This is a genomic window from Amycolatopsis sp. FBCC-B4732 (genome assembly GCF_023008405.1).
GTDB classification, from domain to species: domain Bacteria; phylum Actinomycetota; class Actinomycetes; order Mycobacteriales; family Pseudonocardiaceae; genus Amycolatopsis; species Amycolatopsis pretoriensis_A.
In genome coordinates, this window is the sequence record NZ_CP095376.1 from 963,880 (window position 1) to 983,362 (window position 19,483).

A 19,483-nucleotide genomic window follows, 5' to 3' on the forward strand; every position below is an offset into this window, starting at 1 on the left:
CGAACGACTCCCGGAGGCGGAAGGATCAGGGATTGCCGATTATCCGGTCCGCCCGGATGAACACCGCGACCCGCCGCTCTTCGGCCATCACGCGGTCGTACTCGTCCCAGTCGTCATGCGTCCCGGTCGCGGCGATGAAGACGTCGCGCAGCAGCCGAGGCAGCCCGGCGGGATCGAACGCGGGATCGGGATCATCCGGCCCGACGAGGTGGGTGGCCCCGGTGACGGAGAGCCAGTTCCACCCCCGCCGAAAGGTGACGGTGGCATGCCCGGCCCGCCGCAGCAGCGCGAGCTTGTGCGCCTTCCCGACAGCGACATAAGCGATCCCGGGCGTCCCGGTCACCGGATCATCGAAGACCCCGGCGTTGACAACGGAGGAGTGCACAGTCCCATCGGCCCGCGTGGTGGCCACGGTGGCAAGGCCGTGCTCCTGCAGCGACAGCGTCCGAACCTGCTCCAGATCAGCGCTCATGCCCCAACCTAACCCGCGGAGCAGGCCGGGTGTTCCGCTTTCACCGCCCGCAGCGCGCCGCTGACGGTCCGCGCAGGGATAGGCGCGGCTCAGGGGGCGAGCACGCCGTTCGTGACGAGTTGCAGCGGGACCCAGGTCGACCCAGGGGGACGGCTGCCAGGTGTTGTAGAGCTGCCCGTCAGTGCCTCTTGCGAACAAAACCAGTCTGCCGGTCGACGCGACGTCCACCGCGGGTCTGCCCGACAAGGGGGTACCGCCCGCGATGACGGTCCAGGGGCGCCAGGCGCTCCCCGGCGCCGTCTGCCAGGAGCTGACCAGGACACCGTTGGAGTTGATCGCGTAGGCGGACGGCCTCCCGTCCGGTTCATGGTGGATCGCCGGCAGCCCGGTGAGGTTGCCGCCGGGGCGCTTTCAATGGCTCGAGTCCCGACGTACCCGGTGCGAAACCGGGACTTGTGCGACCGGAGTCGCGTGGCGATCCCGCGGACGCACGGAAACCGCGGGACTTCCGCCATTCGGCTCAGCACCATCGGACCCACGGGCGGGGCGACGGAAACGAAGGTTCGGCCGAACGACTGATTTCGCCCTCGGCTGTGTCATCCGGCCGGTGCTGAGGCGATATCAGCCCGGTCGAATCGACCGCAAGGAGTCTGATGAGAGACAAGGAAACCGGCCGGGGCAGCGCACTCCGGCGTCGGCTCGTGGTGGTGCTCGTCGCCGTCACCACGGCACTGGGCTTTCCGGCCATCGCGGCCGCGGGGACGGACGACTACCCCGCTCAGTGGCGCGCCGCCGGACAGGATTCGCTGCTGGATTCCTGGGGCTACTACAACCGGGAATGCACGAGCTTCGTGGCGTGGCGCCTGCACTCGCGGAACGGCTACGAAATGCCACGGGCCATCGGGAACGCCGGTGCCTGGGGTACGTGGTTCGCGCAGCGGGGCTACGCGGTGAACAACTCCCCGGCGGCCGGTGCGATCGCCGAGTCGGCCGGTCACGTCGCCTGGGTGGAAGCGGTGAACGGTGACGGGACCATCACCGTCGAGGAGTACAACCAGAACTTCCAGGGCGCCTACGGCGAGCGGACGGTCTCGGCCTCCGCCTTCCACTACATCCACGCCAAGGACATCACCGCGTCGGCGGGTGGTGGCAGCGTCGGCACCAGCGAGTACCAGGGTCGCGACTCCCTCGCGCCCGATCAGCGGCTGTACCCGAACCAGTACCTCACCTCGACCGACGGCCGCCACGTCCTGATCCTGCAGGGGGACGGCAACCTGGTGTTGTACGGACCGGGTTACCGCGCCCTCTGGTCCAGCGCCACGGCGGGCCGGTCGGTGCACTCGCTGCTCATGCAGGGCGACGGAAACCTGGTGCTGTACGGCACCGGCAGCCAGGGTGCGCTGTGGGCGAGCAACACCGCCGGCCGGGGCAGCTCGACCCTGCGGCTCCAAGACGACGGCAACACCGTCCTCTACGCCGGGAACGGTGCGAGCTGGAGCACGGGAACCGCGAGCGGATCCGCGGGGCTGGTGACGGCGTCCACGGACCGGCTCGCGGCCGACGAGAGGCTGTACCCCGGGCAGTTCCTGCGTTCCTCCGACGGCCGCTACCGCCTCGCGCTGCAGAGCGACGGGAACCTGGTGCTCTACTCGCCGGGCTACCGCGTGTTGTGGGCCTCCGGGACGGCCGGGAGATCCGCGCATTCACTGCTGATGCAGGCCGACGCGAACCTCGTGCTGTACGGCACCGGCGGCCAAGGTGCGCTCTGGTCGTCCAACCGCACCGGGGCCGGCACTTTCGCGTTCACCTTGCAGAGCGACGGCAACGGCGTCGTGTACGGGGCCGCGGGTGCTCTCTGGACCACGGGAACGGGAGGGCTCATCTAGCCCCAGCGTGAGCCGGGCGGGCCGCACCAGCCGGCCCGCCCGGTCTCTCACCTCAGCAGGTGCCGTTGTCCGTCCACACTCCCCACTGGCCCGTCGTTCCCGGCTCCTCGCCCTGCGTCCACCACTTCGCCGTCCACTTGTGGCCGTTGTGGGACACCACGTTCCCGCCCGTGTACACCTGCGAAGCAGCCCAAGCCGGGTCCGCGCACGTGCCCGGGTTCGTCGTGCCGCCGGTGTCCCACGCGACCTGCGAAGACCGGTAGAAGTTGATCCCCTGCGCCACCCAGCGGGGGGCCTGGGCGCCGAGGCGGGTGCGGAACGTCGTCCAGTCGTGGGTGGACCACGGGGACCACCCCAGTTCCGCGTGCGCGGCAAGGCGGGGGAACGCCAGGTAGTCGATGTCCGCCGGCTTGGTCACCGTTTCCGTCCACAAGGGGGACTCCACGCCGCGGACCGCGGACTCCGACACGCCCGAGAGGTACGCGCCCGGGTTCCAGCCGTACGCGTCCTGGACCTCGATGTAGCCCGCCCACGACAGGCCGATGGGGCTCGAGCTGTTGTACTTCATGTCCAGGTACGCCTTGTTCGCCGGTGACAGGATCACCTTGCTGCCGCGCGACGCCGCCGCCGACACGCCCGCGTCCGACGTCGTCGTGCCCCAGAACTGCGGGGTGGCCGAGGCCGGCAGGGACGCCTTCGCGATGTCGTGCCAGCCCACCACCTGCTTGCCCGTCGCCGCGACCAGGGGGAGGACCTTGTTCACGAACGTCAGGTAGTCGGCCGCCGAGGTCGACGAAGCTTCGTCGCCGCCGATGTGGAGGTACGGGCCCGGGGTCAGGGCCGCCAGTTCGCGCAGGACGTCCGCGATGAACGTGTACGTGATGTCCTTCGAAATGCACAGCGAGCTGTAGCCGACCGCCGTGTCCGTGCGCAACGCCGGCGCCACCCCGTTGCAGTTCAGTTCCGCGTACGACGCCAGCGCCGCGTTCACGTGGCCCGGCATGTCGATCTCCGGGATGACCGTGATGTGGCGGGAGGCCGCGTAGTTCACGATCTCCGTGTACTGCGCCTTCGTGTAGTAGCCGCCCGCGCCGCCGCCGACCTGGGTGCTGCCGCCGTACGTGGCCAGCTTCGGCCAGCTGTCGATCTGGATGCGCCAGCCCTGGTCGTCGGCCAGGTGCAGGTGCAGGTTGTTGATCTTGTACTGGGCGAGCTGGTCGAGGTAGCGCTTGACCGTCGACACCGGGTGGAAGTGCCTGGCGACGTCGAGCATCGCGCCGCGGTAGCCGAACCGGGGGTAGTCCAGGACCGTCGCGCCCGGGACGCTCCACGGGCCGGGTTGCGCCGAAGCGCTTTCGACGCTGCCGGGCAGCATCTGCCGCAGCGTCTGGACGCCGGCGAAGAGCCCGTCGGCCGTCTGGGCGCGCACCGTGACCGAGGACGCCGTCGACACGAGCTGGTAGCCCTGCGCGCCGACGGTGGCGGGCGCGCCGCTCAGCAGCAGCGCGATGCTGTCGGACGGCACGGACGCCGGCGCGTCGGACACCGGCAGCGCGAAGCCGGTCGAGGGGCGCAGCACGCCGGCCAGGTAGTCGCCCACCTGCTTGGCCGGGGCGGAGCCCGCCTCGGTGACGATCTTCGTCGTCGAGACCAGCGGGAAGGTGACCCCGGCGGCCGCGGTCACCGAGACCGGCACGGGCACGATCGACTGCAGCGCCGGCGTGGCCGCCGCGGCCGGGCTGAGCTGGGCGGCGGTCGTGCCGGCACCGAGCAGTGCCAGCACGGCGAGTGCGCGGCCGAGGCGCCGCGTTCTGGACGTCTTCACCGGGGGACCTCCTGGCGGGATGGGCGCGACATCGCCGTCGCACCTGCCCGGATCGTCGCACCTTCGGCGGTCGTGGTCTAGACCAGTCTGGGTGGTTAAGCTCGCGCGGTGACGCGGGACTTTGCGCCGGGGTCGCCGTTCGCGCTGCTTTCGGAAGCCGAGACGGCCGCCTGGTACGCCTACATGAAGGTGCACCTCCGCCTGGACTACGAGCTGAACCGGCAGCTGCGGGCCGACAGCGGCCTCTCGCTCGCCGACTACCACGTCCTGGTCGCCCTGACGAGCGCGTCCGGCGGCCGGATGGGGGTCACCGACCTCGCGATCCGCATCGGCTGGGAGCGCAGCAGGCTCTCGCACCACCTGAAGCGGATGCGCGAACGCGGGCTGGTCGGGACCGGGACAGCCGCCGAGGACCGCCGGGTCACGGAGGTGGTGCTGTCCGAGGCCAGCTGGGAGGCGTTGCGCCAGGCCGCGCCGGACCACGTCGGGTTCGTGCGGCAGGCGTTCCTGGACGCTCTCGAACCCGGCGAGCAGGCGCAGCTGACGACGTTGCTCGAGCGGGTCTACGACCGGCTCGTCGAACGGGGCACGCTGCCGCGGCCGGAGGACCACCCCTGACAGTTGCGTGACATGTCACGTAATATGGCCGCGAACCCAGGAGGTGCGATGGCGACGGTGGCCGAGCTGATGCGGGCGAACCTGCTCGACGTCTTCAACGAGCGCGACGACGAGCGGCGGGCGAAGGCGATCGCCGCGACCTACGCGGCCGACGTCGAGTTCGCCGATCCGGAAGGGGTCGCGAGCGGCCACGAGGAGCTGAACGCCAAGGCGAAGGGGCTGCTGGAGCAGTCCCCGGGCTTCGTGTTCACGGCCGCGGGTCCGGTGCTGGTCAACCACGACCTCGGTCACCTGGCCTGGGCGCTCGGCCCGGCGGGCGGACCGCCGGTCGTGCGCGGGATCGACGTCGCCCTCGTGGCGGACGGGGTGATCAAGAAGCTCTACACGATGCTGCTGCCCGCCTGAGTACTACGCTCGGGAGCATGTTCGACGAGCTGGCGTTCCCGGTCATCGCCGCCCCGATGGCGGGCGGGCCCACCACCCCGGAGCTGGTCGCCGCGGTGACCGAGGCCGGCGGTTTCGGCTTCCTCTCGGCCGGCATGCTCACCCCCGCGGCGCTGGCGGCGCAGATCGACCGGACGCGGGAGCTGACCGGCGGCGGGTTCGGCGTCAACCTCTTCGTCCCGCAGCCGGACACGGGCGCCGACATCGGCGCGCACCGCGAACGCCTCGAGGCCTTCGCCCGCGAGTACGACGTCGAGCTCGGCGAACCGAAGTGGGACGACGACAACTACCCGGCGAAGCTCGAGGTCGTGCTCGAAAAGCGGGTGCCGGTCGTGTCGTTCACCTTCGGCCCGCCGTCGCCGTCGGAGATCCAGCGGCTCAAGGACGCCGGCGCGAAGGTCGTCATCACCGTGACCACGCCCGAGGCCGCGCAGCGCGCCGCCGACCTCGGCGCCGACGCGCTCGTCCTGCAGGGCTTCGAAGCGGGCGGGCACCGCAGTCTCTTCACCGACGACGCCCGGCTGCCCGGCGGTGGCGCGGAATACGGCGTGCTCGCGCTGCTGCGGCTCGTCGCCGCGCGGGTCGACCTGCCGCTGATCGCGGGCGGCGGCCTGGTGCACGGCGCGGACGTCGCCGCCGTGCTCGCCGCCGGGGCGGTGGCCGCCCAGCTCGGCACGGTCTTCCTGCGCGCGGACGAGGCCGGGACTTCGGAGGCCCACCGGAAGGCGCTGGCGCTCGCCGAACGCGAGACGGCGTTCACCCGCGCCTTCAGCGGCCGCCCGGCGCGCGGGCTGGTCAACAAGTTCACGGACGCGCTGTCCGACGGCGCCCCCGCGGCCTACCCGCAGCTCAACCACCTGGCGGGGCCGGTGCGCAAGGCGTCGGCCAAGGCGGGTGACCCGGAAGCGATCTCGCTGTGGGCCGGCCAGACCTACCCGCTCGCCTACGACGCCTCGGCCGCCGTCATCCTCGAGCGGCTGAAGGTCGAGGCGCGCGACGCCGCCGCCCGCCTCGACCGCATCCGCTAGTCCGTCTTCCCGGCCTCGGGAGCGCCGCCGGTGCGGTTCAGCACCGAATTCCGCCGGCTGTAGAGGAAGTAGACGATCATCCCGAGCACGAACCAGACGGCGAACCGGATCCAGGTTTCCGGCTGCAGGAACGTGATCAGCCAGAGCGAGAACACGATGCCGATCGCGGGCACCACCGGCATGCCCGGCGTCTTGAACGTCCGGGGCAGGCCGGGCTGCTTGTAGCGCAGCACGATCACCGCGACGCAGACCACGACGAACGCGAGCAGGATGCCGATGTTCGTCAGCTCCGCGGCCTCGCCGATCGGCAGCACCCCGGCGATGACCGCCGACGCACCGCCGAGGATCCACGTCATCCGGCTCGGCACCTGCCGCTTCTCGTTGGTCTTGCCGAGCCACGCCGGCAGCAGGCCGTCGCGGCTCATCGAGTAGCCGACGCGGGTGGCGCCCATCAGGAACGTGAACAGCACGGTCAGGATGCCGATGATGGCGCCGATCGCGATCACCGTGGCCAGCCCGTCGAGACCGACCGACTTGAACGCCGTCGAGAAGCCGCTCTTCGGGTCGATTTCGGTGTACTTCTGCATGCCGGTCAGCACCAGGCAGGCCAGCACGTAGAGCACCATCGAAATGCCCAGCGAGTAGAGGATCGCCTTCGGCATGTGCCGTTGCGCGTCCTTGGACTCCTCCGCGGCGGTGCTCATGGCGTCGTACCCGAAGACGGCGAAGAACACCGTCGCCGCGCCGGTCACCGCGCCGCCGAAGCCGGCCGGGGCGAACGGCGTGTAGTTGCCGGTCTTGACGTAGAAGAAGCCGACGAGCACGACCACCAGCACGATCAGCACCTTGATGCCGACCATCGCCGTCTCGAACCGGGCGGCGCTGCGGATGCCGCGGTTGAGCAGGTACGCGATGAGCAGGCAGAGCAGCGCGGCGAAGAGGTCGACCTTGTGGCCCGGCCCGGTGCCGGGCGCGCCGAGCATCCAGGCGGGCAGGTCGAGGCCGAGCTGGCCCAGCAGGAAGCTGAAGTAGCCGGAGATGCCGATGGCCACCACCGCCACGATCGCGGTGTACTCCAGCAGCAGGTCCCAGCCGATGAACCAGCCGACGATCTCGCCGAGCACGGCGTAGCCGTAGGTGTAGGCCGACCCCGCTTTCGGGATCAGGCCGGCGAATTCGGCGTAGGAGAACGCCGCCGCGGCGCTCGCGACGCCCGCGATGAGGAACGAGATCAGCACGGCGGGGCCGACGCCGGGGATGCCGGCCGAGTCGTCGCCGTGCGCGACACTGCCGGCGAGGGCGAAGATCCCCGCGCCGATGATGCCGCCGATGCCGATGGCGGTCAGTTGCCACAGCCCCAGGGTGCGTTTGAGGCCGCCGGCTTCGCTGGTGTCCTGGATCTGGTCGATCGGCTTGCGCCGGAAGATGCCGGAGCTGGAGCCCAGGCTTGGAGCGGACATCTTCGTCTCCCGAACGTCGGTGTACGAGCCCGGATCACGGACCCAACGGGGGAACCTACCGCCAACTCCGCGTGAAGACAGCGTGAGCGGATCAGCCCGCCGCGGTGTCCTCGCTCACCGCTTCCGACGCCGTCGCGGCCGCGCGCTTGGCCTGGGTGGTGCGGACCGCGCTCGCGGCGAAGTAGGTGAGCAGCTCCGCGATCTCGACCGGGTCGTCCAGCTGCGGGCAGTGCCCCCAGTCCTCGCGCACCAGCAGCCTGCTGTGCGGCACCAGCGTGTGCAGCTGGCGCCCGGACGCGGCGGTGACGAGCTTGTCCTTGCCGCACGCGACGACCAGCAGCGGGACCTGGACCGAGTCGAGGCGGTAGGCGTCGGCGAGCTCCGCGACGAGCTGCCGCGCCTGCTCGAGGCGGCTCTTGGTCGCGCGGTAGTCCGGGAACAGCGCGGTGAAGCGCTGCACCTGCGCCGCGTCCGCCGCCGTCGAGTCGGCGTAGAGCAGCCGCGGGACGAGCTGCTCGGCGACCTTGCGCACCAGGAACCCCGGCACCGGGACCGGCAGGGACGAGTACAGCCGCAGGGGCAGCGGGTAGCGCGCCATCGTCCGGATCAGCCACGAGTCGACGAACCCCGGCGCGGCGATCGAGACGACGCCGGAGAGCGCCAGCCTGCTGTTCTGCGCCGCGCGCAGGCTCATCGTGCCGCCGAGGGAGTTGCCCGCCAGCACGACCGACCCGAGCACGGCCTGTTCGCGGACGACGGCGGTGGTGAAGGCGTCGAGCTGCGGCAGCATCGGGCCGGGCCGCAGCGGCTGCGCGTCGCCGAAACCGGGCAGGTCGACCGCGATCGCCGGGATGCCGGCGGCGGCGAGCTGCTCCAGGGCGGGGCGCCAGGTGTCGGCGCTGTCGCAGTAACCGTGCAGCAGCACCAGGCGCGGCGCGGTGGGCCGCAGGTGCGGGACGGCGGATCTGCGCCGCAGCGAGCGGCGGGGGAGCTCCGGTTCGGGGCCGGTGTCGCCGACCTCGAGGACGCGGGTGCGGACGCCGGCGTAGCGCCGGAAGGAGACCCGGATGGGATCCGGATCACTGCTGGGCCGGCCGCCCGGTCCAGCCGGAGCGGGCCGCTTCGTCGCGGTCATGTTTACAGATTAGCTTGCCGCCCTTGGGTTTTGGTCGAATATGGGTGCTAACGACCAGATCTCGATCCGAGTACGTTGACAATTCACCAAGTGGACGGTACAAGCGGTGACCTGGGCGGGCCGGGAGCCGATCCGCCCAGGTCAGCGCGTCAGCGGGTGAAGACGATCTTGCCGGCGGTGTCGCCGTCGAGCATCGCCTGGAATCCCTTGGCTGCCTCTTCGAACGGCAGTTCCTGCCCGATCTGCGGCCGCACGCCGGTGATGTCGAGGTAGGCGAGCAGGTCCGCGAGCTCGTCGCGGGTGCCCATGGTCGAGCCGGAGACGCGCAGCTGCAGGAAGAAGACGCGCTGCAGTTCGGCGCCCGCGTCCGGGCCGCTGGTCGAGCCGGAGACGACGATGATGCCGCCCGGCTTCAGCGACTTGACCGAGTGCGACCAGGTCGCCTTCCCGACGGTCTCGAACACGGCGTCGACGCGCTCGGGCAGCCGCGCGCCCGACTCGAACGTCTGGTGCGCGCCGAGACTCGTGGCCAGCGCGCGCTTCTCCTCGGTGCGGCCGGTCACCCAGACCCGGAACCCGGCCGCGCGGCCGAGCTGCACCAGCGCCGTCGAGACACCGCCGGAGGCGCCCTGCACGAGCATCGTCTGGCCCGGCCGCAGCCCGGACTTCACGAAGAGCATCCGGTAGGCGGTCAGCCACGCCGTGCCCATCGTGGCGGCCTCGGCGAAGCTCAGCGCGGTGGGCTTCGGCACGACGTTGCGGGCCGGGACGATCACCTGGTCGGCGAACGTGCCCTGGTGCTTCTCGGTGAGCAGGGTGCGCTTCGGGTCGAGGGTGTCGTCGCCCTGCCAGCCCGGCGCGTTGATCACCGAGTGGAGGACGACCTCGGAGCCGTCGTCGAGGGTGCCGGCGCCGTCGCAGCCGAGGATCATCGGGAACTGCTCCGGCTTGATGCCGACCCCGCGCAGTGTCCAGAGGTCGTGCATGTTGAGGCTGGCCGCCTTGACGTGCACGCGGACCCAGCCGTCCGGCACGTCGGGTTCGGGTCGCTCGCCGACGACGAGCGAGTCCAGCGGGCTGTCGGCGTTGGGTTCCTGCGCGTACACGGCGAACATGTCCAGCAACGTACCGCCCCAGGCACGCGGGGGCAGCGGAGCGCGCGTAGGCTCACACTGTGTTCAACGGGCTTGCCGACTGGTGGGACGGGGTCGAGCTGTGGCTCGCCCAGGCGTGGTTCCCGGTCCAGTTCGTGCTGGTCATGGTGGTCGTCGTGCCGCTGTGCCTGGCCGCCGCGTGGGTGCTCGACAAGCTCGTCGGGCTGTTCGCCAGCCGCCTGACTCCGGGGCGTGACGACGACCGCTCCGACGGGTCGGCATAGGCTCGCGCACCATGTTCAACCGAAGGCGGATCACCGCCGCGCTGATCGGGCTCCTCGTGCTGGTGCTGGGGGGCTGGCTGGTCAAGGACGCCGTCGGCGGCGGCTCGTCGTCGCCCGCTTCGAGCAGCGCTCCCAGCTCGTCTTCGAGCACGCCCGCCAAGGGCGGCGCCACCGTTCCCGGGTCCGACTCCGGGCTCCCGCTGAAGGCGCTTTCCGCGTTGCCCGCCCAGGCCGCGGACACGTGGAAGCTGATCGAAAAGGGCGGGCCGTACCCGTACCCGCGCAACGACGACGTCGTGTTCGAAAACCGCGAGAAGCGCTTGCCCGGCAAGAAGTCCGGCTACTACCACGAGTACACCGTGAAGACGCCGGGCAGCTCCGACCGCGGCGCGCGGCGGCTGATCACCGGGCAGGCGCACGAGCTGTACTACACCGGCGACCACTACTCGTCGTTCGTCGTCGTGGACCCGGCCCGATGAGCGCGCCGGAGCAGGCGAAGGCCGCCGCGGAGGCGGCGTTCGCCCGAGGTGCGTACCCGCACGTCGTGAACTCGCGGCCCACTGTGGACAAGGTGAGCACGCTGAGCGCGTTCGCCGATGCACTGTCCTTTCCGGACCACTTCGGGCAGAACCTCGACGCGCTCTACGACTGCCTGACCGACCTGTCGTGGCTGCCGCCGGGGGAGCACGTGCTGATCTGGCCGGGCTCGGACGCGCTGCGCAAGGCCGAACCGAAGACCTACCTGGCGATCCGCAGCGTGCTCTCGGACGCCCAGCGCGCGCTCGGCCCGAGCGGGCGCAGCGCCGGTTCGTGGCGGCTCACGGTCGTCCTGCCGGACGCCTGAGCGGCGTCCCCGCGCGCTTGACCGTGCGGATCACCGGCGCGCTCTCGAGGGTCTGCACCCCGCGGATCCCCGCGACGCGGCCGGTGAGGTAGCGGTAGAGGTCGCCGCCGTCCCGGCAGTTCACCATCGCGGTGAGGTTCGTGGTGCCGGTGGTGGCGACGGCGAACGACGTCTCCGGGTGGCTCGCCAGCGGGCAGGCGGGTCGTCCGTTCGACGAGGAGGAAGCCGCAACTGGTGATCTCACGCTCGTCAGGGACGAGGATGTGCACTTCGGCAGGTTCCGGGAACTCCTGGAGTCCCTGTCTTCGCAGTGCCCAAAGCCCGGTGAGCATCGCGTCGCCGCCACCGCGGATGAGAGCTGCCCGGAGGCGCTGTTCGTCGGTTGGTTCCGCCGGGTGCAGCAAAGATGATCCCCGGTGGCAACCGCCGCCAAGGGCCGCCGGGCAAGCAGCGGCGGTAGACGCTGCTGCGTTGCATACCGATCTCTTCGGGTTCGGCGGTGCGCACGACTTCCGGAGCGTTCTTCTGGCCGGCAACGATCGGGTGCCGCGTCCAGGTTCCTCTCTTCACGCTTCGAAGATCAGCGCATTTCTTGGTGAAAGGCCAGCTCAGGGCGTTGTGAAAGGTCCGCTGGTGTCGCGACCAGCCGAAAATCAGCCGCTCGTGATCCCCCGGCTCATGCGCCCCAATGTGGCGTTGGGTGCGTTGGACGCACCGAACGCCACATTGGGTGCGCTGGACGCAACCAACGCCACATTGGGGTGCTTCAGTCCTGCGGGACCCAGTTCGGCTTGCGCTTCTGGGCGAAGGCCAGGATGCCCTCCTGGCCTTCCTCGCTCGCGAAGAACTTCGCCGACAAGCCGAGCATCTCGGCGAAGCCGTCGGACGGCGTCGCGAAGCGGGGGCGGCTCAGCAGGGCCTTCGTCTCCGCCAGCGCCTTCGGGCCGCCGGCGGCCAGTGCCTTGACGAAGCGGGCGACCTCGGCGTCGAGGTCGTCGGTCGCCGAGTTCAGGAGGCCGATCTCGACCGCGCGGCGGGCGTCGAACGTGTCGCCCGTCAGGAACAGCTCGTGGGCCGCGCGCGGGTTGAGGCGGGGGAGGACCGTCAGGGAGATGATCGCCGGGACCACGCCGATGCGGACCTCGGAGAAGGCGAACGTCGCTTCCGGCACCGCCACCGCGATGTCGCACGCCGCCACCATGCCGATGCCGCCGGCGCGGGCGGGGCCGGCCAGGCGGGCGACGACCGGCTTCGGGCTGGTCCACAGCTGCTCGAGGATCTTCGGGAACTCGTTGACGCCCTGGTCGCCCGCGCTGCCGCCGCGGGCTTCCTTGAGGTCCATCCCCGCGCAGAACACCGGACCGGTGTGGGTCAGCACGACCACGCGCACGGCGTCGTCTTCGGCCGCCTTCGTCAGCGAGTCCGAGAGCTCGCGGCGCAGCTGCGCCGACAGCGCGTTGCGGTTGTGCGGGGAGTCCAGGGTGATCGTGGCGGTGCCGCCCACCACGTCGTAGTGCACCAGTTCGTCAGCCATGCCCGTCACCCTTGCACATTCGCCGCGGGTGGCCGGTGTTACGCGGGGCACAGCCAGCCGGGGTCACCCTCGTGGGCGGCCGCTTCCGGCGAGAAGTGCTGCTTCAGCGTGAAAGCGTCCGGCGTCGGGCCGTGGACGCGCAGGTGCCGGATCTTCGCCTCGGCCTCCGCGGTCGTCGGCCGGTGCCCGGCGGGGACCCACCAGAGCACGGTCATCGCCTCGCGGACGTGGTGGAACCACTCGCGGCGGCGCTTCATGATCGCGACGTGGTCGGCGGAGAACGCGAAGGCCGCGAGCGCCTCGACCGACGTCCACACGGACATGTTGACCAGCACCCCGGACGTGCCGCGGACGTCCCATTCGAAGGCGCGGACGGAGGTGGCGTCGCCGTCCTCGGTCTGCAGGCGCCAGACGAAACCCGGTGCGCGGTCGGCGATCGCGTTCAGCGGCTCGAGCGCGTCGACGAAGTCCCGGAAGGACTCGTCGTCGAGCGGCGCCTTCATGCGGCTGATGTTGACCTGAGCGAGTTCGAAGTTCCCCATGCGGCCACCCTACGGGCGCGACCCGCAGGGTGGCCGGGAATTTCAGCCGATGGTCGTCGTGGTGAAAACGGGGCTGGGGTTGGGGAAGCACGCCGTCGGCGCGGTGACGTCGCCGATGATGCTGCTCGCCACGGCCTTGAACGTCAGGCCCGGGTCGCTGTAGCCGGTCCCGGACAGCTTGGTCTCGATGGTGCCCGACTGGCCGGCCGTCAGGTGCGCGGTGATCGTGGGCAGCTCGAAGGTCGCACCGCCCGCGATCGGGCCGGGGAAGCTCAGCGTCGCGACGCCGTTCGCGACCGCGATGGCCGGAGCGGTGCTGCCCAGGCCGGAGCCGCCGGCGAGGTCTGCGCCGACGTAGGCCGAGTTGGCCGGGATGGGGAACTTGAGCGCGAAGGTGTTGATGTTCTTGACCTTGTTCCCGCTCACATCACCGGGCACGGTGTTCGGCGCCGGATCGATGACGACGTCGAAAGCACCGCCCGGAGCGACCGTGGCGGGCGCGGTGACGTCCGCGTCCTGGTTGAGCGACACCTTCTGCGGACCGACGATCGGGGCATCGGCCTGGCAGTCGAAGGTGACGGCGGTGGCCGCCTGCGCCGGCGCGGCGAGGGCGATCGGAAGGGCGGCGGCCGCGGTCAGAGCGGCGAGCCGGGAAAGGTGAAGAGCTTTCATCTGTATCCACCTACCTGCGGTTTCAAGAGGGGAGGGAGAAAGCTGCGCAGCGCTTAGATAGTTACCGGCAAGTTAAGTAGCACGTCAAGGATTTACCGTTCCCATGTGCGCAGGGTGACAGCAAATGTGAATAAGACTCGCCTTTTGGTGGTGTCGCCCGGGACTAGGCGTACTGGCGGAGCAGTCCGCTCACCGCGGACGCGTACCGGCTGACCACCACGTCCGCGACGCGCGGGTCGTCCGCCAGCGGGTCCGCGATGAACGCCTTCGGGTCCGCCTCGCGAGCCAGTCGCGCGATCCGGTCCGGCAGCAGTCCCGGCGCGAGGAACCACGACCCGACGATCAGGTGCCGCGCGCCCCGCTCCCGCAACCGGGCCGTCGCCGTCGGGATGTCCGGCTGGGTGGCCGATGCGAACGCCTCGCTCACCGGGATGCCCAGCCGCTCCTCCCAGCGCGAAGCCAGCGAAGCGACCACGGCGTTGGCGGACGCGTTGGACGACCCCACCGCGCTCAGCAACACCCCCGTGTCGTGGCGGCGGGGCGCCGAAGCCAGCCGGTCCAGGGCGACGGCCTCCAGGGCCGGGTCCGCGCCCAGCACGTCCGACACCCGGATGCGGAAGCCCGGGCACTCCGCGACGACCGCGGCGATCAACGCGGGCAGGTCCACCCGGGCGTGGAACGCGCTGCCCAGCAACAGCGGCACCACGACCGCCGTGCGGTGACCGGCCGAATACAACCCCCGCAAAACGTCCGAGACGAGCGGCTCCGAAAGGTCCAAAAAGGACTCGTGCACCGGCAGCCCCGGTGCCTGCGCGCGCACGACGTCCACGAGCGCCCGCACGGTCGACGCCGAGCGGGGGTCGCGGCTGCCGTGCGCCACGGCGACCAGGGGTGGCGTCACGAGAAGCGCTCGCCCACCAGGCCGGCGGCCAGGGTGTCGCCGTCCTTCGGGTCGATCACCAGGAACGCGCCCGTGCGGGGGCTGACGCCGTAGTCGTCGACGCCCAGCTCTTCGGCCAGGCGCAGCGTGACCAGGCCGATGTCGTTGAGCTCCAGTGCCGCCGGGGCGTCCACACTGGACAGCGTCTGCTCGTCGAACCGCGCGTGCAGCTCGCCGACCAGTGCCTGGACCGTGCGGGCGCCGTGCTTGACCAGCACCCGCGCGCCCGCCTTCAGGGGCTTCGACGACAGCCAGCACAGGGTGCCGGTGATCTCGTCGGTGACCTGGGGCGGGGCGTCCGCGGCCGCGATCAGGTCGCCGCGGGAGATGTCGATGTCGTCGGCCAGCAGGAGCGTCACCGACATCCCGGAGCCGGCTTCGGCCAGCGGGCCGTCGGCGGTGTCGATGCGCTCGACGCGGCTGCGGATGCCTTGGGGCAGCACGACGATCTCGTCGCCCGGGCGCACGGTGCCCCCGGCGATCTGGCCCGCGTAGCCGCGGTAGTCCGGGTACTCCGCCGTGCGGGGGCGGATCACGTACTGCACCGGGAACCGCAGCGCGGAGTCGTGCGGGTCCGGGGCGACCGGGACGTCCTCCAGGTGCTCCAGCAGGCTCGGGCCGCGGTACCACGGCGTGCGCTCCGAGCGGGTCGCGACGTTGTCGCCTTCGAGCGCCGACACCGGGATCGTGAGCACCGACCCGCGGGCGTAGCCCAGCGTCTCGGCGTGCGAGGCGAACTCCTCGGCGATCACGGTGAAGGTCGCCTCGTCGTAGTCGACCAGGTCGATCTTGTTCACCGCCAGCACCAGCTGCGGCACGCCCAGCAGGGCCAGCACGGCCGCGTGCCGCCGGGTCTGCTCGATGACGCCCTTGCGCGCGTCGACCAGCAGCACCGCCAGCTGCGCGGTGGACGCGCCGGTCACCGTGTTGCGGGTGTACTGCACGTGCCCGGGCGTGTCGGCCAGCACGAACGACCGCTTCGGCGTGGCGAAGTACCGGTAGGCGACGTCGATGGTGATGCCCTGCTCGCGCTCCGAGCGCAGGCCGTCGACGAGCAGAGACAGGTCCGGTGTGGACAGTCCCTTGTCGACGGACGCGCGCGTGACGGCGTCGAGCTGGTCGGCGAGCACCGACTTCGTGTCGTACAGCAGCCGCCCGACCAGGGTGGACTTGCCGTCGTCGACGCTCCCGGCCGTGGCCAGGCGCAACAGCGAGCTCATCAGAAGTACCCCTCACGCTTGCGGTCTTCCATGGCCGCTTCGGACATCCGGTCGTCGGCGCGGGTGGCGCCGCGTTCGGTGAGCCGTGACGCGGACACCTCGGCGATGACGTCTTCGACGGTGGTCGCGGCGGACTCGATCGCGCCGGTGCACGAGCCGTCGCCGACGGTCCGGTACCGCACGGTTAGCTCGCGGACCTCTTCGCCGGGCCGCGGGCCGCCCCACGGGCCTTCGGTCAGCAGCATCCCGTCGCGCAGGTACACCTCGCGCTGGTGCGCGTAGTAGATCGGCGGCAGCTCGACCTTCTCGCGGGCGATGTAGTTCCAGACGTCGGCCTCGGTCCAGTTGGACAGCGGGAAGACGCGCACCTGCTCGCCCGGGCGGTGCCGGCCGTTGTACAGGTTCCACAGCTCGGGGCGCTGCCGCCGCGGCTCCCACTGGCCGAAGGCGTTGCGGAGGCTGAAGATCCGCTCCTTCGCCCGGGCGCGCTCCTCGTCGCGGCGCCCACCGCCGAAGACGGCGTCGAACTTGTTCTCGGAGATCGTGTCGAGCAGCGGCGTGGTCTGCAGCGGGTTGCGCATCCCGTCGGCGCGCTCTTCGAGGCGCCCGTCGTCGATCCAGTCCTGGACCTTCGCCACGACCAGGCGCAGCCCGTGCCGCTCGACGACCCGGTCGCGGAACTCGATGACCTCGTCGAAGTTGTGCCCGGTGTCCACGTGCAGCAGCGGGAACGGCACCGGCGCCGGCCAGAACGCCTTGATCGCCAGGTGCAGCAGCAGCGTCGAATCCTTGCCACCGGAGAAGAGGATCACCGGCCGGTCGAACTCGCCTGCCACCTCCCGGAAGATGTGAATGGCTTCGGATTCCAAAGCCGCCAGGTTGTCCTGTGCCGCGTCGGTGGCGGGCTCCAAGGTCGTCATGCGTCCCTTCCTCAGCCGTGCAATCCGCACTCGGTCTTCGACTGACCCGCCCACCGGCCGCTGCGCGGGTCCTGGCCCGGCTCGACGCGAGCCGTGCAGGGGGCGCAGCCGATCGACAGGTAGCCGATCGAAACCAGCGGGTTTTCGAGGATCCCGTGCTCGCGGATGTAGCCGTTGAACTCGTCGTCGGTCCACGCCGCGATCGGGTTGACCTTCACCAGGCCGTTGCGGTCGTCCCAGGTGACGATCGGGGTGTTCGCGCGGGTCGGCGCGTCGACCCGGCGCACGCCGGTGATCCACGCCGAGTAGTTCGAGAGGGTCTTGCGCAGCGGCACGACCTTCCGCAGGTTGCAGCACAGCGTCGCGTCGCGCTCGTGCAGCTTTTCGCCGTACTCCGCGTCCTGCTCGGCGACGCTCTGCTCGGCCTGGGCGTTGACGATCTTCACGCCCGGGTAGACCGTCTGCACGGCGTCGCGCGTGCCGAGCGTCTCGGGGAAGTGGTACCCGGTCTCGAGGAAGAGCACGTCCACCTCGGGCTTCACCTTCGTCGCGAGGTCGATGAGCACGGCGTCCTGCATGTTGGACGCGACGATGAAGTCGTCGCCGAACGTGTCGACGGTCCAGCGGATCGCTTCGTCGGCGGTGGCGTCCGCGAGCTCCTTGGACGCGCGCTCGGCGAGGGTCTTGTAGTCGGCGGTGGCGGTCATCGGGAAACCTCCGGGAGGGACAGGCCGAGGAACTTCACCGAGAAAACCCGGCGACAGGCCGAACACAGCCAGCCGCCGTTCTCTTCCGGCCGCAGATCCTCGTCACCGCAGTACGGGCAGTAGTACGGAGCCGCTCGCTCGGTCACTGGAGGGCGCTTTCCTCGGCGCGCAACGCCCACTGCGCGAACCGCTCGCCGGGTTCGCGCCCGGCCACGTAGTTGCGGACGACGCGCTCGACGTACCCGGTCAGCTCGCCCGAGGTCACCTTGTGCCCGCGCAGCTTCCGGCCGAACCCGGCGTCGAGGCCGAGGCCGCCGCCCAGGTGCACCTGGAAGCCTTCGACCTGGTTGCCCTCGGCGTCGGTGACGATCTGGCCCTTGAGGCCGATGTCCGCGGTCTGGATCCGCGCGCAGGAATTGGGGCAGCCGTTGAGGTGCACGCTGACCGGCGTGTCGAGGTCCTTCTGGATGTCCGCCAAGGACTTCTCGAGGTCCGCGACCAGCTGCTGCGCCCGCGCCTTCGTCTCGACGATGGCGAGCTTGCAGAACTCCAGCCCGGTGCAGGCCATCACGCCGCGCCGCCACGGCGACGGCTTCGTCTCCAGCCCCAGTTCGCTCAGCTCGGCCTCGAGCGTGGCGACCTGGGCCTCGGGGACGTCGAGCACGACGAGCTTCTGCTGCGGGGTGAGCCGCACGCGGGCCGACCCGGCGCGCTCGGCGGCCTTGGCGACGGCGACGAGCGTGCCGCCCGATGACCGGCCGGCGATCGGCGCGGCGCCGACGTAGAAGTTGCCGTCGACCTGCGGGTGCACCCCGACGTGGTCGAGCGGGGCGGCGGGTTCGGCCGGCGCCGGGCCGTCGATCAGCTCGCGCTTGAGGTACTCGTCCTGCAGCACCTGGCGGAACTTCTCCGCGCCCCAGTCCTTGACCAGGAACTTGATCCGGGCGCGGGAGCGCAGCCGCCGGTAGCCGTAGTCGCGGAAGATCGAGATGACGCCTTCCCAGACGTCGGGGACCTCGTCCAGCGGCACCCACGCGCCGAGGCGCTGCCCGAGCATCGGGTTGGTCGACAGGCCGCCGCCGACCCAGACGTCGAAGCCGGGGCCGTGCTCGGGGTGGTCGACGCCGACGAAGGCGATGTCGTGGATCTCGTGCGCGACGTCGGGCTGGCCGGAGACCGCGGTCTTGAACTTGCGCGGCAGGTTCGCGAACTCGGGCTTGCCGATGTAGCGGCGCTTGATCTCGTCGATCGCCGGCGTGCCGTCGATCACTTCGTCGGCCGCGATGCCGGCGACCGGCGAGCCGAGGATGACGCGCGGGCTGTCGCCGCACGCCTCCATCGTCGTCATGCCGGACTGCTCGAGCTTGTCCCAGATCGCGGGGACGTCCTCGATCCGGATCCAGTGGTACTGGATGTTCTGCCGGTCGGTGATGTCGGCGGTGTCGCGGGCGTACTGCTGCGAGATCTCGCCGAGCACGGTGAGCTGCCGGGTGGTCAGCGCGCCGCCGTCGAGGCGGACCCGCAGCATGAAGTAGCTGTCGTCGAGCTCTTCGGGCTCCAGCGTCGCGGTGCGGCCGCCGTCGATCCCCGGCTTGCGCTGGGTGTAGAGGCCGAACCAGCGGAACCGGCCGCGCAGGTCACCCGGGTCGATCGCGTCGAACCCGCGGTGGGCGTAGATGTTTTCGATCCGCGCCCGCACGTTGAGCGGGTGATCGTCCTTCTTCGACCGCTCGTTCGGGTTCAGCGGCTCCCGGTAACCGAGCGCCCACTGCCCTTCGCCGCGCTTCTGCTTCGCGCGGGTGGGTCGGGCGGGGGTCTGACGCGTGGGCGTGGCCATGGCGGCGTCCTCCGAGGGGGC

General features: G+C 70.8%; 22 protein-coding genes. 7 read left to right on the top strand and 15 right to left on the bottom strand.

Annotated features, from left to right (window positions below; all coding sequences use genetic code 11):
- Positions 1-25: 25 nt before the first annotated feature.
- Positions 26-472, bottom strand: a complete 447-nt coding sequence (locus MUY14_RS03555) for a pyridoxamine 5'-phosphate oxidase family protein (RefSeq protein WP_247020743.1) — start codon at positions 470-472, stop codon at positions 26-28.
- 653 nt (positions 473-1,125) lie between these two features.
- On the opposite strand from MUY14_RS03555, the gene MUY14_RS03560 reads away from it, so the two are divergent.
- A complete protein-coding gene (locus tag MUY14_RS03560; protein WP_247020746.1) occupies positions 1,126-2,358 on the top strand; it encodes a CHAP domain-containing protein in 1,233 nt (410 codons plus the stop codon).
- Between the two features lie 52 nt (positions 2,359-2,410).
- On the opposite strand, the gene MUY14_RS03565 is transcribed toward MUY14_RS03560, so the two are convergent.
- Positions 2,411-4,183, bottom strand: a complete 1,773-nt coding sequence (locus MUY14_RS03565; protein WP_247020748.1) for a family 20 glycosylhydrolase — start codon at positions 4,181-4,183, stop codon at positions 2,411-2,413.
- A 108-nt stretch (positions 4,184-4,291) separates the two neighbouring features.
- Between MUY14_RS03565 and MUY14_RS03570 the strand changes: the two genes are divergently transcribed.
- Genes MUY14_RS03570 through MUY14_RS03580 form a run of 3 tightly spaced genes read left to right on the top strand, consistent with a single transcriptional unit; the run spans position 4,292 to position 6,273 of the window.
- Complete coding sequence (locus MUY14_RS03570; RefSeq protein ID WP_247020750.1) at positions 4,292-4,801, top strand: MarR family winged helix-turn-helix transcriptional regulator; 510 nt, start codon at positions 4,292-4,294, stop codon at positions 4,799-4,801.
- A 48-nt stretch (positions 4,802-4,849) separates the two neighbouring features.
- Positions 4,850-5,206, top strand: coding sequence for a nuclear transport factor 2 family protein (locus tag MUY14_RS03575; RefSeq protein ID WP_247020752.1), 357 nt, complete (start codon positions 4,850-4,852; stop codon positions 5,204-5,206).
- A gap of 17 nt (positions 5,207-5,223) precedes the next feature.
- Positions 5,224-6,273 carry a nitronate monooxygenase family protein gene (locus MUY14_RS03580; protein ID WP_247020755.1) on the top strand — a complete coding sequence of 350 codons (1,050 nt, stop codon included), beginning with the start codon at positions 5,224-5,226 and terminating at the stop codon, positions 6,271-6,273.
- Here the strand turns inward: MUY14_RS03580 and MUY14_RS03585 are convergent.
- From MUY14_RS03585 to MUY14_RS03595, 3 genes are all read right to left on the bottom strand, one after another.
- Positions 6,270-7,733 (bottom strand): APC family permease, encoded by a 1,464-nt coding sequence (locus tag MUY14_RS03585; protein ID WP_247020757.1) that lies wholly within the window; start codon positions 7,731-7,733, stop codon positions 6,270-6,272. The genes MUY14_RS03580 and MUY14_RS03585 overlap by 4 nt on opposite strands.
- Before the next feature lie 91 nt (positions 7,734-7,824).
- A complete protein-coding gene (locus MUY14_RS03590; protein WP_247020759.1) occupies positions 7,825-8,868 on the bottom strand; it encodes an alpha/beta fold hydrolase in 1,044 nt (347 codons plus the stop codon).
- 149 nt (positions 8,869-9,017) lie between these two features.
- Positions 9,018-9,983: a zinc-binding dehydrogenase gene (locus MUY14_RS03595; protein WP_247020761.1), complete on the bottom strand. Its 966-nt coding sequence runs from the start codon at positions 9,981-9,983 to the stop codon at positions 9,018-9,020.
- Between the two features lie 59 nt (positions 9,984-10,042).
- Here MUY14_RS03595 and MUY14_RS03600 point away from each other — a divergent pair, with 59 nt between their 5' ends.
- From MUY14_RS03600 to MUY14_RS03610, 3 genes are read left to right on the top strand one after another with little or no spacing between them, the layout of a single operon-like run.
- Positions 10,043-10,246 carry a hypothetical protein gene (locus MUY14_RS03600; RefSeq protein ID WP_247020762.1) on the top strand — a complete coding sequence of 68 codons (204 nt, stop codon included), beginning with the start codon at positions 10,043-10,045 and terminating at the stop codon, positions 10,244-10,246.
- A gap of 11 nt (positions 10,247-10,257) precedes the next feature.
- Positions 10,258-10,725 carry a ribonuclease domain-containing protein gene (locus MUY14_RS03605; RefSeq protein WP_247020764.1) on the top strand — a complete coding sequence of 156 codons (468 nt, stop codon included), beginning with the start codon at positions 10,258-10,260 and terminating at the stop codon, positions 10,723-10,725.
- Positions 10,722-11,090 (top strand): barstar family protein, encoded by a 369-nt coding sequence (locus MUY14_RS03610; RefSeq protein ID WP_247020766.1) that lies wholly within the window; start codon positions 10,722-10,724, stop codon positions 11,088-11,090. Before MUY14_RS03605 ends, MUY14_RS03610 begins: the two co-directional genes overlap by 4 nt.
- On the opposite strand, the gene MUY14_RS03615 is transcribed toward MUY14_RS03610, so the two are convergent.
- The 10 genes from MUY14_RS03615 to MUY14_RS03660 form a co-directional block, all read right to left on the bottom strand.
- Positions 11,065-11,334 carry an Lrp/AsnC ligand binding domain-containing protein gene (locus tag MUY14_RS03615; protein WP_247020768.1) on the bottom strand — a complete coding sequence of 90 codons (270 nt, stop codon included), beginning with the start codon at positions 11,332-11,334 and terminating at the stop codon, positions 11,065-11,067. The two genes, MUY14_RS03610 and MUY14_RS03615, sit on opposite strands and share 26 nt — an antisense overlap.
- A gap of 522 nt (positions 11,335-11,856) precedes the next feature.
- Positions 11,857-12,624: an enoyl-CoA hydratase family protein gene (locus tag MUY14_RS03620; protein WP_247020770.1), complete on the bottom strand. Its 768-nt coding sequence runs from the start codon at positions 12,622-12,624 to the stop codon at positions 11,857-11,859.
- Positions 12,625-12,662: 38 nt separating this feature from the next.
- Positions 12,663-13,166, bottom strand: coding sequence for a DUF3291 domain-containing protein (locus MUY14_RS03625; protein WP_247020772.1), 504 nt, complete (start codon positions 13,164-13,166; stop codon positions 12,663-12,665).
- Positions 13,167-13,208: 42 nt separating this feature from the next.
- Complete coding sequence (locus tag MUY14_RS03630) at positions 13,209-13,838, bottom strand: cyclase (protein WP_247020774.1); 630 nt, start codon at positions 13,836-13,838, stop codon at positions 13,209-13,211.
- A gap of 163 nt (positions 13,839-14,001) precedes the next feature.
- Positions 14,002-14,739 (bottom strand): sirohydrochlorin chelatase, encoded by a 738-nt coding sequence (locus tag MUY14_RS03635; protein WP_247020776.1) that lies wholly within the window; start codon positions 14,737-14,739, stop codon positions 14,002-14,004.
- On the bottom strand, positions 14,736-15,998 hold the full coding sequence (locus tag MUY14_RS03640; protein WP_247020778.1) for a sulfate adenylyltransferase subunit 1: 1,263 nt from the start codon (positions 15,996-15,998) through the stop codon (positions 14,736-14,738). The genes MUY14_RS03635 and MUY14_RS03640 overlap by 4 nt, the downstream gene beginning before the upstream one ends.
- Positions 15,998-16,918 (bottom strand): sulfate adenylyltransferase subunit CysD, encoded by a 921-nt coding sequence (cysD, locus tag MUY14_RS03645; RefSeq protein ID WP_247020780.1) that lies wholly within the window; start codon positions 16,916-16,918, stop codon positions 15,998-16,000. The genes MUY14_RS03640 and cysD overlap by 1 nt, the downstream gene beginning before the upstream one ends.
- A gap of 11 nt (positions 16,919-16,929) precedes the next feature.
- On the bottom strand, positions 16,930-17,625 hold the full coding sequence (locus tag MUY14_RS03650; RefSeq protein WP_247020782.1) for a phosphoadenylyl-sulfate reductase: 696 nt from the start codon (positions 17,623-17,625) through the stop codon (positions 16,930-16,932).
- Entirely contained in the window at positions 17,622-17,771 is a 150-nt protein-coding gene (locus MUY14_RS03655) for an Insertion element protein (RefSeq protein ID WP_086860657.1), read from the bottom strand. Before MUY14_RS03655 ends, MUY14_RS03650 begins: the two co-directional genes overlap by 4 nt.
- On the bottom strand, positions 17,768-19,462 hold the full coding sequence (locus MUY14_RS03660) for a nitrite/sulfite reductase (RefSeq protein WP_247020784.1): 1,695 nt from the start codon (positions 19,460-19,462) through the stop codon (positions 17,768-17,770). Before MUY14_RS03660 ends, MUY14_RS03655 begins: the two co-directional genes overlap by 4 nt.
- Between the last annotated feature and the right edge of the window lie 21 nt (positions 19,463-19,483).

Excerpts from the sequence above, each read along its gene's own strand:
- MUY14_RS03555 (WP_247020743.1), bottom strand. The coding sequence starts at position 472 with ATGAGCGCTGATCTGGAGCAGGTTCGGACGCTGTCGCTGCAGGAGCAC.
- MUY14_RS03560 (WP_247020746.1), top strand. The coding sequence starts at position 1,126 with ATGAGAGACAAGGAAACCGGCCGGGGCAGCGCACTCCGGCGTCGGCTC.
- MUY14_RS03575 (WP_247020752.1), top strand. The coding sequence starts at position 4,850 with ATGGCGACGGTGGCCGAGCTGATGCGGGCGAACCTGCTCGACGTCTTC.
- MUY14_RS03580 (WP_247020755.1), top strand. The coding sequence starts at position 5,224 with ATGTTCGACGAGCTGGCGTTCCCGGTCATCGCCGCCCCGATGGCGGGC.
- MUY14_RS03585 (WP_247020757.1), bottom strand. The coding sequence starts at position 7,733 with ATGTCCGCTCCAAGCCTGGGCTCCAGCTCCGGCATCTTCCGGCGCAAG.
- MUY14_RS03590 (WP_247020759.1), bottom strand. The coding sequence starts at position 8,868 with ATGACCGCGACGAAGCGGCCCGCTCCGGCTGGACCGGGCGGCCGGCCC.
- MUY14_RS03595 (WP_247020761.1), bottom strand. The coding sequence starts at position 9,983 with ATGTTCGCCGTGTACGCGCAGGAACCCAACGCCGACAGCCCGCTGGAC.
- MUY14_RS03605 (WP_247020764.1), top strand. The coding sequence starts at position 10,258 with ATGTTCAACCGAAGGCGGATCACCGCCGCGCTGATCGGGCTCCTCGTG.
- MUY14_RS03610 (WP_247020766.1), top strand. The coding sequence starts at position 10,722 with ATGAGCGCGCCGGAGCAGGCGAAGGCCGCCGCGGAGGCGGCGTTCGCC.
- MUY14_RS03620 (WP_247020770.1), bottom strand. The coding sequence starts at position 12,624 with ATGGCTGACGAACTGGTGCACTACGACGTGGTGGGCGGCACCGCCACG.
- MUY14_RS03625 (WP_247020772.1), bottom strand. The coding sequence starts at position 13,166 with ATGGGGAACTTCGAACTCGCTCAGGTCAACATCAGCCGCATGAAGGCG.
- MUY14_RS03630 (WP_247020774.1), bottom strand. The coding sequence starts at position 13,838 with ATGAAAGCTCTTCACCTTTCCCGGCTCGCCGCTCTGACCGCGGCCGCC.
- MUY14_RS03640 (WP_247020778.1), bottom strand. The coding sequence starts at position 15,998 with ATGAGCTCGCTGTTGCGCCTGGCCACGGCCGGGAGCGTCGACGACGGC.
- cysD (WP_247020780.1), bottom strand. The coding sequence starts at position 16,918 with ATGACGACCTTGGAGCCCGCCACCGACGCGGCACAGGACAACCTGGCG.
- MUY14_RS03650 (WP_247020782.1), bottom strand. The coding sequence starts at position 17,625 with ATGACCGCCACCGCCGACTACAAGACCCTCGCCGAGCGCGCGTCCAAG.
- MUY14_RS03660 (WP_247020784.1), bottom strand. The coding sequence starts at position 19,462 with ATGGCCACGCCCACGCGTCAGACCCCCGCCCGACCCACCCGCGCGAAG.